General features: G+C 44.5%; 1 protein-coding gene and 1 pseudogene. One reads left to right on the forward strand and one right to left on the reverse strand.

Annotated features, from left to right (window positions below):
* Nucleotides 1-203: 203 nt before the first annotated feature.
* Nucleotides 204-9,149, reverse strand: a complete 8,946-nt coding sequence (locus tag A2W93_03740; GenBank protein OFY56547.1) for a hypothetical protein — start codon at nt 9,147-9,149, stop codon at nt 204-206.
* A gap of 742 nt (nt 9,150-9,891) precedes the next feature.
* Here A2W93_03740 and A2W93_03745 point away from each other — a divergent pair.
* Nucleotides 9,892-13,536, forward strand: a pseudogene (locus tag A2W93_03745) (hypothetical protein).

Consider the following 13,536-nt stretch of genomic DNA (forward strand, 5'->3'; position numbering starts at 1 on the left):
GTTTAATAAAAAACAAGCATCTAATATAATAGAAATTCTATTAAAATGCAAGTTTTCCCGATATTATAGTACCAGCACTGCTCTCAATAGGTCAAACTAAGCAAATATGTTTGCAAAGCTTTATTAATAATATAGGGTTCGACTTTTTGAAAAATAAAAAGCCCTCGTTTTTGCGAAGGCCTTTTTGTTTAGTTTGATTATTATTATTCAACCACAACCCGCTTCAGCACAAAGCCTTCAGCGTTTTCAATTTTCAGCATATACACGCCCGGCGCAACGGAATTCAGATCAAACTGAACTGTTTTCTGTGCAGAAATTTGTTCTTTTTGAATGAATGAAAGCGTATAATCATCTTCGGCGGGGAAGGTGATGGTGAGCTGGCCGGAGGTTGGGTTGGGGTAAATAGAAACATTGAACAGATCATTTTCATCCAGGCCGGTGCAATCATTCACACTTACGATTGTGGTATCAAATCCGGTGCAGCCGCCACCATTCGTGTAGGAATAGATGATGTTGTGATCGCCTGGGCCGGCAACATCGGGATAAAACATATTTCCACTTACACCTGTTCCATAGAATGTACCCGCCGATGGAATTCCTGACAGATACATCGGATTGTCGGTGAGGCAAAATACCGTGTCGTTGAGAATAAGTGCCACAGCCGGAACCGGAGTTACCGACACCAGTGTGAAGTCCTGATTGCTGCATCCGTATGCGTCGTAGCCGGTTACAGTAAACACATCGCTGTTGGTGACAACAAAAGGAACATTGTTGGTAACGCCGTTATTCCACACAAAAGTTGTTGCAGTACCTGATGCTGTAAGCGTTACAGAGTCGCCTTCACAGACAGTGAGCGCAATGCCGGCATCAACAACAGGAGTAGGTTGCAGCTGCACATGAACGGTGTCATAATCCTTACAACCGGTGAGCAGATCTGTGCCAGTTACAATGTAAGTGTTACTGGCCAGTGGTTGGAAAGACATGCTGTTTACAACGTTGTTATTCCAATTGTACTGATTGGCGGTGCCGCTACCAGTGAGCGAAATGGTGCTGCCTTCGCAGATATTTAAATCCGAACCAGCATAGACAAACGGAAGCTCATGAACGCTCAGAATCAGTTTGTATGTGCTGTCGCAACTGTGCATTGTATTATAATGCGCATAGAATGTTCCGTTGTCCGAATAATTGTTGCCTTGCCATAAATAAGTCTCTCCGTGACAGATAGCATGGTTTTCCTCAATCATATAAATTGGATTTACCTGCAACATCATCGAGTCGGAAGTGATTGATTTTACAGGACATTGCGATGTGAGCACACAACGAAAATGAACACCGTTGATAGTGTCAGGAGCATCATTGATTTGCAGCATTGATGAGGTTGCTCCTGTAAAAACGCTGTTGTTTGAAATATCTGAAAAGCCGCTTCCAGAGCTCATTTGCCATTGGTATGTCAGATAGTTTCCATTGGCAATTACAGTAATCATCTGATCCGATTCGTGACAGACAGAAATATCCGCTGGTTGAGAAATAATTCGCATCACTGCAGGTATTTCCGTCAAGGATGAATACTGCGGCGATGCACCATTTGTACCATCAAAATCATGTGTTTTAATCAATGTATTTAAATTTACATCGTAGCGGAAAATTGTTCCGAAACCATATTCACCGCCTTCGCTGGTCATGCCGAATAGTTTTCCGTCGCAGGTTTTCATCATAGGAGACATAGGTGCAGAGCCAGTCAAAACCGCTGCAAGATTAATTTTTATTGCCTGCATTGAAGAGTTGGGATTGTATTCGTACAGCACTCCAGCGTCGAAAGATCCACCCTCTGAAGTCAAACCATAAAGATTTCCGTTTGCTGCCTCAACAAGCCCACCAACCGGAATACTTCCCTGATTTTCATTATCAAACTCAAAAGTATGAATTGTGTTTATCGATTGGCCTGCCTGTACAGTAAACAGCGTACCATTGTGAGAAATTGGCACTGGATAGTATTCAAATGCTGTGGGTCCGCCTATAGTAACACCATAGAGCATTTGATTCACCGAAGATTGAACAAGTGTGCCGGAAGGGAAAAAGCCCGTTGCCATTCCGTCCATTTGTTCTAAAGTTTCCACAGCCCCTGTTGTCGGGTTATACTCGAAAACAACGCCCAGCGTGCTTTCATACCACATTCCAAAAAACTCAGAATACATAGGATTGCCGCCCAATGATTGTCCCCAGAAATTTCCGTCAGCTGCAAGTGTCAGGCTGCCATTGGGGTGGTTCATATTATAATCCGCCAGATCAACCAGTTTTTGAACATGATGCGAAACAGGATCGAATGAAAAGATTACGCCTTGATCCAGGTCCCCACCTTTTTTTGTCATCCCATACAATAAACCATTGCTTCCTTCAATCAGGCTGCCAACTGGTGAAGCACCATTGATTGCATCAAAGCTGAAATCATCAGTGTAGATGTTGTTTGCTAAATCGTATTCAAAGAGTGTCCCCATGTTGTTTAATCCACCACTACTGGTCATACCATAGAGTTTTCCATTCGAAGCATAAAACAAACTTCCGTAAGGATTTGTTCCTCCGCTTTGTTCAAATGAATACACCACGGTTTGATTTTCACCATTGTCATCGGTTTTGAAAATACACCCAAGATTATTTGCTCCGCCATCGCGCGTCATTCCCCAGAGCTGCGTGCTGTCGGGGCCTTCATAACGAGGATAAAAATGAATTACAAAAGAGTAAATGCTGTCGCAGCCATGAACGGTCGAGTAATGTTCAACCACGGAATCGTTGCTTGAATACAGCTGCCCGCGCCATTCAACCGTATCGCCGATGATTGAATTAAAAACATCAGCGTAGTGATACGAAGGATGCACTGTCAGATTCAGATAATAGGTGCTGTCGCATCCGCCCTGAGTCAAATAAGGCATTACATAAAAACCGCTCTCAATATAATTTCCACCTTGCCAGAAGGCTGTGTCGCCGCCACAAATTTCAAGCGTATCCCTTTGAGTAAAACCTGGGCCGCCAATAACGTGCAGATCGAGAAAAAACGCACTGTCGCATAGTCCATACCCTTCGAAAATGGGTCTGTGAACTTCGTATAAACCGGCCTCTGTATAAACATTGCCCATCCACAAATAAGAACTTCCGTTGCAAATCTGTGCTGTTTCCAACGAATAAAAGCCCAACTCTTCATATACATTGTAGTCAACATCCAGCGTCAGATGATACACGCTGTCGCATCCAAGCGACGATGTATAATATTTATGGTAGATGCCTTCATAATCGTAAATTTCTCCATGCCACAACATGGCACCGCCTTCGCAAATAGTTGCCACATCATTAAATTCATATATCGGATTTATATTCAGGTGAAGAAAATACGAACTATCACACCCAGCCAAAGTTGTGTATGAATCCTGATAAATGCCGCTTTCGGTATACGGCATTCCACGCCAGGTGTAGATGTCGCCGTCGCAGATTGAAGCGGTGTCATTGAAAGCATATCCGGTGCCTGCTGTAGTTGTCAGCGTGAGCTGATAGGTGCTGTCGCAGCCATACATGGAATTGTAATGTGCATAATAGGTTCCGGCGGCATTGTAAATATTATTCTGCCACAGATAAGCACTTCCGGTACAGATGGAAGCTGTTTCATTGAAATTGTATTCACTGCGGATATTCAATTCGCTGGAGTTTGAATTGACATTGATGGACGGACAGGTAGAGCTCACCACGCAGCGATACACGTATCCGTTCATAGCGGAATTTGCTCCTGAAATATGCAATGTGTCATTATTCACTCCGCTGTAAACTGCATCATTGCTAAGGTTAGAATATCCTGAACCAAAATCTGCCTGCCAGGTATATGAAATTCCATTGCCGGACACATTCACGTAAAGCATAGTGTCGCTTGGATTACAGAGATCGAGCGCCGACAGATTATGGCTGAATTGCGGGCGTTGACATACTTCTATTAGTTTAGGGTTAGATACATAACCTTCCTCGCTTATTCCGAAAGTGAATTTTGAAACTAGTGAATCTGTAAGTGGATCATATTGGAATAAAACGCCACCTTCTCCACCAATCACTCCATTGGTCACTCCATACAGCTTGCCGTTGGAAGTACGAGTGAGACTGCCCAACGGTTTCTCCGTGCCAATTGAAGCAAGATCGGCCAGTTTTGTGAACTGGCTATACTCCGTATCATAACTGTATAAAATGCCGGCATCTGACCCACCACCATCTCTTGTTATACCCCACAACATGCCTGCGCTGTCGGCTTCCAGTCTGCCTTGTGGATGTCTGCCAAGTGAATCGGTGCCAAACTGATGCATAATCTCAATAACACCAGGACTAACGTATTTGAAAAGACTGTTTTCCGCCAAGTGAATTCCATACAGATTTCCATCCGAGGCCAATGTTATATTTCCATTGGAGCCACCTGAAGAAAAATTATTTAAAACGGTGTACGTTTCTGAATTATAATCATACCCGAATACTACACCGCCACCATTGGTGCCGCCACTCTGTGTGACTCCATATAAAACATGATTCGATCCTTCAGCCAATGTTACCCCGGATGGTTGACAACCGCTTTGAATATTGAGTTGCGCTTTTGTTTCGAAGAGGCCTATTGAAGGATCAAATTCGAATAAAGTGCCCACGCAGTTTTCAATGTCACTGAGCGTCATTCCATATAATTTATTATTCGAAGCCAGCAGCATTGTGCCTGACGGATAGCCAAAATCAAAGGGGCTAAATGAGTGTTGTACCTCAATGTTTTCGGTTACCGGATCAATGGAATAAATCACTCCTCCGTCTAAATCACCTCCAACTAAAGTCATTCCATACAACAATCCATCGGGACCGGCAGTGAGTCCGCCATCGGGATAATATCCTTCCGCGTCGAAATAATGCACAGCGGTTAAATTATCTCCATTACCATCTGTTTTGTAAATAAAACCGGCATTGTTCGGGCCACCTTCCATTGACACCCCCCAAAGCTCGCTCAGGATAGGCTCTTTGAAATAAATGGTCACTGCATAAATAGAATCACATCCAGCCTGCGTAACAAATGAGTCATAATAGGTGCCGCTGGCTGTAATTGCTTGTCCGTGCCAGTTTACGGTTTCACCAATAATTGCATTGGTTGTAAGATTGAAATGATAGGAAGGGTTCACTGTCAGGTGGAGGAAGTAGGTGCTGTCGCATCCTGCCTGCGTCAGATAATGATCTTCGTAAATTCCGGATGAGAAATAATTGTCACCATGCCAGGAGAAATTATCATCACTGCAAATAGCAACGGTGTCGTGGAAGGCGTATCCTGATCCGGGATTTACCGTGAGCGTGAGTTCAAAAATACTGTCGCAACCTTCGGCAGTCAGCGGATTGTAAACATGCGTACCAGCGGTAGTGTACACACTGTCTTGCCACAGATATGCAGAGCCACTACAGATTTCAGCAGATTCGGCAGAAAAATATATTGGATTAACAGTAAGATGTAAATTGTACACCTCGCAGCCATAGACCGTTTCAGTGATATCGGTATAATTTCCAGCCGATGAATAGGTGTTTCCGTGCCAGGTGTAGGTTTGGCCCTGACAAATTGAATAATTTTCGTCGTAAATGTAGGAGTCGTAACCTTCATCGATTCCGCCATCACAGTTATCGTCAAGTCCATTACAAAATTCATAGGCATCCGGATTGATGTATTCATCTGAGTCGTCACAGTCCATGTTGTTTTCAACATATCCGAGAGGCATCGTGCAGGATTGAATTGTTTCAAACGGATTGCCATATCCATCAACATCGGTATCGGCATACCAGAATGGCGCCCATTCCACATTTTCATCAATGTCGCCATCGCAGTCATTGTCTTCGCCATCGCATATTTCGATTGCATACGGGTAGGTGCTCTGATTGTTATCATCACAATCGAGTTTGTTGTCAACATAGCCATAGGGCGGAACACAAGCGTAAATGGAATCAAGGGTAAAACCATAACCGTCCCAGTCATTATCCACATACCACCACATTGCATCAAGTGCATTGTCGTCAACGGTGCCATTACAGTCATTGTCCCAGCCATCGCAAATCTCTGGGGCACCCGGATAAACATTGGAATTACTGTCGTCACAATCCTGATTATTGCCAACATAACCAGGCGACGGATTACATTCCGAAACAGAGTTATACGGGTCACCATAACCATCACTGTCGCCATCAAAATACCATAAAGGAGCATCGATGGCATAATCATCCTCAATGCCGTTGCAATCGTTGTCTTTTCCGTCGCAATATTCAATGGCACCCGGATAAACAGAGTTGTCGGTATCGTCGCAGTCCCAGCTCCAGTCATTTAAAGTATAGCCAGGGCCGGGATTACAGGAAAAAACAAAAATTCCCGGGTCTCCGTATCCGTCTTCATCGCTGTCGGCGTACCATATTGGTGAGTCCACCGCGTTATCATCGGTTACTCCATCGCAGTCGTTGTCCAGTCCGTCGCAAAACTCGGTGGCGCCTGGATAAACATTACCGTAATTGTCGTCGCAGTCAAAATCGTTTGAAACATAACCGCCAGGCTGAAAACATTCCAAAACAAAAAGAGCCGGATTTCCGTATCCATCCCAATCATTATCAAGATACCATGTTTGAACATCAATTGCGTTGTTGTCAACAAAACCATCGCAGTCATTGTCGGCACCATCGCAAACTTCAGGATGACCAGGATAAGCCTCGCTGAAATAGTCATCGCAATCGTCGCTGACATCTGATCCACCGACCAGAAAGCATTCCATTACGGGGGTTTCGAACATGTCGGTAGAGCCATGAGTGTCGCCATCGCTATCAACAAAACAATACTCATATCCGTTACAGTCTTCATCGATGCCGTCACCGGGAATTTCTATTGCACCCGGGTTAATTTCGCTTTCGTTATCATCGCAATCCATCATGTTGAACGATTCGCCGTCGAAAGTGTCGCAGGAGCCATCGAGTGCAATTACGGTTGTTCCTGCAATATCGCCATAACCATCCTGATCAACATCCTGAAAACAGTAAATAGCATCAACACCATTGCAATCCTGATCTAATCCGTCACCCGGAATTTCAGGTGCGTTCGGATAGATATCAGCGCGGGCATCATCACAATCGTTGGTAGGGTCAGCAGCAGTGGCTTCGTATTGATCGGCGCAATCACAATCAGCGCTTACCACCGTCGAAGTTGCATCAGGTCGGTATCCGTCATCATCGGCATCGGTATAACAGATGTCTCCGCCATCACAATCCTGGTCAATTCCATCGGCTACAATTTCAGTTGCACCCGGATGTATTGAACTCAAAGCATCGTTGCAATCGGTCGCAAACATTGACTCATATGCATCAAAGCAGTCCAGATCGGCAGAAGAGATGGTACCGGTGCCACCGTATCCATCAGAATCTTCATCATGGTAACACAATTCGCCACCAGAACAATCCTGATCAATTCCATCGCCGATTATTTCACTGGCACCCGGGTGAATGCTTGCCTGAGAATCGTCGCAATCTCCAATCGGATCAGCGTCGCCGGCTTCAGATGCATCGGCGCAATCGCAGTCAGCACTGGCAACAGTTGAAGTACCATCGGGTCTATATCCATCATTATCCGCATCTCTGTAACAGATATCTCCTCCATCACAATCCTGATCAATTCCATCGGCCACAATTTCAGGTGCCCCAGGGTAAATGGTTGGATTGAGTGGCTGACAATCTGCTCCGTCTAAAGACAAGTCGTCATCAGAGTCAGAATCATTTGGATCTGTTTCGCCTGCGTCAACAACTCCATTGTGATTTGCATCTTCCACATCATCTGTAAGACCATCTCCATCCGTATCTGTGCTGCGTGGATTAGTGGTTGTTACAGGATCCAAATCCCCTGTCCAGCCGGCCAGTGTTCCGGTGTAAGCTATTCTGTTGGGCGCATATGCTCCGCTGCTTGTTCCACCTGCAATAGGGCTGCTCATGCCTTTTTCAAGGCCGTCATTCAGTCCATCATTATCGCTGTCAGAGTCTCTCGGATCGGTTTCAACAGCATCCAGAATTCCATTATCATTCAAATCTTCGTCGCCATCCCGGAGTCCGTCATCGTCGTGGTCGGCATCGGCCGGATTGGTTTCAGATGCATCTACAAGCCCGTCGTGGTCTATGTCTTCGGTACCGTCGCTGATGCCATCATCATCGCTGTCGGCATCGAGCGGATCGGTTTTCGAAGAGGTATTGGCGTCAAAACGCCAGACCATCATGTCTGTTCCCAAATAAGAAACACCTCTTACATTGCTGGTCCCAGGGGCAACAGGCATATTCCTTCCGATTTCCTGCCCATCGTTTAATACGTCACCATCTGTATCTGACATTATTTTATTCAGACCCATCGCACTTTCGTCGGAATCGTCAATGCCGTCATCATCGGAGTCGGCATCCAACGGGTTGCTTTCAGAGGCATCGACAATGCCATCATGATCAAGATCTTCCGATCCATCCAATAATCCATCGCCATCCGTATCGTTATCGAGCGGGTCAGTTTCTCCTGAGTCGGAAAGACCATTGTGATTTGCATCTTCAATGCCGTCATTCAAGCCATCTCCATCAGAGTCAAGCATGGCGGCATTGGTTTCAGTCGCATCTTTTACACCATCATTGTCGTAATCTTCAATGTTGTCAGCGAGACCGTCGTTGTCACTGTCGGTATCACAGTCGCTGGTTCCCAGCGCGTTTTCTTTGACAAGTGTCAGTCCATCCAGGTCTTCATCGGCATTATTACCGCCGCCGCCTATTCCATCGCAATTAGAGTCAATTCCATCGCCGCATACATCCATCACTCCGGGATGAATTCCGTTGTTAGTGTCGTCACAATCTGTTCCGGTCGAGGCCTCATTGGGGTCGGCACAATCGCAGTCGAGCGAAAAAAACGGGCTGTACGGATCCCCGAAACCATCAGTATCTGCATCGGTGTAACAGGTGCAGGCATCTGACCCGTCGCAGTTTTCATCTATGGCATTTCCAGGGATTTCTTCAGCCCCGGGATGTATGGCGTTGTTATCATCATCGCAGTCGCCCGCAGCTATGGTCCAGCCGTCCGAATCAATATCCTGGCTGAAACCCTGTGTTGGCACTAATAGTATTGTGATTACAAATAGAACAAGTAGAAGATTTCTCATGGTGTGTGTTTTTTGGAAAACAGTGAAAAAGCAGATCTAAGACATGCAAATATAATAAAAAGATTAGTATGCAAATTTAACCGTTAAGCAGGCACTTTGTTAATGATTTTTGCTTTTCGATGTTAAACAATTCGGTAAAAGGAGAAGAAATGTTTTTCCGCAAAATTTCACATTCGACTAATTTTTTCGCCCATCAACGATGATGCTTTGTTAGCGCAGTCTTGCTCTTCGAATTTTATGGGGTAATCAAAAAGTCAAACAATATCGGTAAAAAGCTAAATAATTATGACATATAGCATAAAAGCGCAGATTTGAGGTTGTTGTGAACGTACCTTGCTCGTCGTAAATTAGATTTTGTTCGTCTGATGTTTCATTGAGTTGGGGTAAAATATTTTTCTAGTTTAAAAAGTTTGAAAATGAAGCAATTTTTATTGCATAGCATTATTGACTCTGAGCCGGTTGTATTGACAACGGCATCATTTATTTATGTTCATGCAATATACAGGAGCAGCCACCAGGTTTGCTCTTTTTATTACAACTCATTTTGCAATAACGGGCACAAAGAAAAGGTGCAAAGAAAGATTCTCTATTGTTCATCGGAAAAACAACAAGGAATTTGAACGCAGTAATTAAAAAATATGCCATGAAAAACTTCGACCACAAATTGTTCAGAAAAATGCATTGCAGGGGAGGCTGAATGCAGAAATGTAAAGTCACTAAAATAGAAACCTTAAAAGCGATTATCATGAAAACTAAAATAAAAACATTGACATCATTTCTGACATGCCTGGCCTTCCTTTTTTTTATGCAAAGCTGGGCTACGGCACAGGATTCAGAAATGCTAAGCATTCATAAAACAAGTCCGGCTGAAGCAAATCCCGGTGAAATTATTACCTATATTATAGAATTTTCCAACGTAGGAACAGCGGAGGCAAGCAATGTAATAATCAAGGATTATTTGCCTGCCGGAAATTTTTACACGTATGTGGGTTCCAGTCCGGCTGGAACGTTGGTGGGAAACACACTAATGTGGGATAAAACAAATATTCCGGAATTGGAATCTTTGGGAATTGGAATTCGTCAGATAACCGTTCAGATCCGTGCCGGTATTCCCGGAGATGGAATCAGCGGTTCAACAAGTGGTTATTATATGCCAGCGGCCAATAATATTATCAGCAATTATACATCCATTCAAAGCGATGTGACTAATCCGCCGGTTTTTGGTGATACGACCACTACTGTAGTTAACCAGTACTGCGGTGTGCAGGTGAGCGATGCAAGCGGAGTAATAAAATCTTCCACAAACACTGTTTTGTATTATCTAATGCAGATTAATAACAACGGGAATATTTATGATCAGTTCTCGCTGTCGGTTTTTAATCATGCGTGTAACGGACAGGATTTTGATCCACTTATGTCCAGAACGCTGGATATGAGCGGAAATGTAATCACCGAAACACCCTGGATTCAACCACATAGCACCTATCAGTTTCTTCTGGAGTTAACGGCGCCCATCGGCTCAAATCCGTTTCGGTTCAGTTGTCATGATATTACTGCTACGTCTGTAGCATGTCCAGGCACTTTTGATGTCGCTCTGACAGAAACGGAAATTGTTGGTGCTCCAAAATATCCATTGGTGAATATTTCGAAAATCGATTCGAAAGATCCGGTTGAAAGAAGCGAGGAATTCACCTATACCATTTTTGTATTTAATTCAAATGATAAATACCCGGCAGAGAATTTTAAGCTGTACGAAAATTATGATCCAAACATAGAATTTGTGAGTGCAGTTCCTGCACCGGATGCTGGTACAAACAATGTCTGGTCGCTGGGAACCATGGGCTATGGTCTCGATAGCGCAAAAACAATTATTGTTACGGTTCGGGTTTTAGACAATGCAATTTGTTCGGGCACAATTACAAATATGGTAGAATGCTCTTATACGAACCAAAGTCGTTATCCGACAGCAACAGCTACAACAAACATTCTCGGACATCCTGATCTCACAGTTTCGAAAACATTGGTCACGGTACCAATGCCCGCTGTAATTGGAGGTGACGTTTACTACACCTTGCGTTATAAAAATATTGGAAACTGTGCGGCAGAAAATGTTGTTTTGAAGGATTTCTTTGACAATGTGCATATGAATCCTATGTCTCTTGATGGAGGTTTGGTTTCCGGAGGAATGATTCAATGGAACCTGGGTACAATCAATCCCAATGACAGCGGTCAGATTAATTATTCGATGAAAATTGATCCCTCCGCAACGTTTAATCCCGGAGTTACCCTGGTCAGGAATTATGCAAGTATTACCACTGCGGTTCCGGAGTCTGATTACAACAACAATAATGCAATGGCGGTGTTTTCAATCACATTGCTGCCTGATATTTCAGTTGCCAAATCAGAACCGGATTCGCTATTCGCAGGAGAACAATATACCTATTCCGTTACAGTCGGAAACTACGGAGATTATGCTGCCTCAAATGTGATAACTGAGGATCTTTTACCACCCACGCTCCAGTTTGTTTCTGCATCCGATGGCGGATCGTTTGCTTTTGGAACTGTTTCCTGGCCGGTTATTCCAACCCTTGGCGTAAATGAAACACATACTTACACGGTTACCGTTTTGCCATTGTGTGCGGGAATACCATCAGTAACAAATGTTGTCAAAACTTCGTGTGCAACACTCGAAACCAATACCGCAAATAATTATTTTGCTGCAACATCGGTTGTTGTTGACAGAACATTACCTGTAATCACTTGCGCTGCTCCACAAAGTTTTGTTACCAACAATGGCTGCACTTATGTGGTTTCAGGAACAGGACTGGATGCAACAGCAACAGATAATTGCGGAATAGAGTCCTTAAATTTTGTAATTAGTGGTTCAACTACCGGCAGCGGAAATTCGCTGAACGGCGTTGCTTTTAATATTGGTATCAGCACGGTGACCTGGACCGCAACGGATAAAAGCGGAAATATCAGCAGCTGTTCTTACACTGTTGAAGTGAAAGATGTTGAAGTACCTCAATTTGTCAGTTGTCCAAATGGAGAAGAATTCATTCTTCCTACCGATTCAGGCTACAACACCTATACTCATAATGGTACTGCCTGGAATGCAACAGCTTCGGATAATTGTGGCATCGATTCATTAACCTATGTGCTGAGCGGAGCAACCATCGGCACCGGATTATCACTGAATGGTGTTGCTTTTAATATGGGAGAAACCACTGTCCTCTGGACAGCCGTTGACAGCAGCGGAAATAAGGCATATTGCTCTTTCAAGGTTATAGTAAACGACAATGAAGGCCCTGTGTTCAGCTTCTGCCTCACAGGAAACAATCAGAGCGAGAATACCGATCCGGGCGAAGACACCTTTACACAACCTGATAACAGTTGGGATGCAACGGCAACCGACAATGATGGAATTGCCAGTCTGACCTATGTTCTCAGCGGTGTTACTATTGGCAGCGGAACAACGCTTGCCGGAGTAGCGTTCAATATCGGCACAACCACCGTTACATTCACAGCCGTTGACAGCAGCGGAAACGAGATTGATTGCGTGTTTGATGTACTAATCACCGACAATCAGAATCCAGTATTCAGCTTCTGTCTCACAGGAAACAATCAGAGCGAGAATACCGATCCGGGCGAAGACACTTTTACACAACCAGATAACAGTTGGGATGCAACGGCAACCGACAATGATGGAATCGCCAGTCTGACCTATGTACTTACAGGCGCAACCACTGGCAGCGGAACAACGCTTGCCGGAGTAGCGTTCAATATCGGCACAACCACCGTTACATTCACAGCCGTTGACAGCAGTGGAAATGAGATGGAATGCGTGTTTGAAGTGCTAATCACCGACAATCAGAATCCAGTATTCAGCTTCTGCCTCACAGGAAATAATCAGAGCGAGAATACCGATCCGGGCGAAGACACTTTTACACAACCTGATAACAGTTGGGATGCAACGGCAACCGACAATGATGGAATCGCCAGTCTGACTTATGTACTTACAGGCGCAACCACTGGCAGCGGAACGACACTTGCCGGAGTCGCATTCAATATAGGCACAACCACCGTTACATTCACCGCCGTTGACAGCAGTGGAAATGAGATGGAATGCGTGTTTGAAGTACTAATCACCGACAATCAGAATCCAGTATTCAGCTTCTGCCTCACAGGAAATAATCAGAGCGAGAATACCGATCTGGGCGAAGACACTTTTACACAACCTGATAACAGTTGGGATGCAACGGCAACCGACAATGATGGAATCGCCAGTCTGACCTATGTACTTACAGGCGCAACCACTGGCAGCGGAACGACACTTGCCGGA

The organism is Bacteroidetes bacterium GWF2_43_63 (assembly GCA_001769275.1).
In the GTDB taxonomy this organism is placed as follows: Bacteria; Bacteroidota; Bacteroidia; order Bacteroidales; family DTU049; genus GWF2-43-63.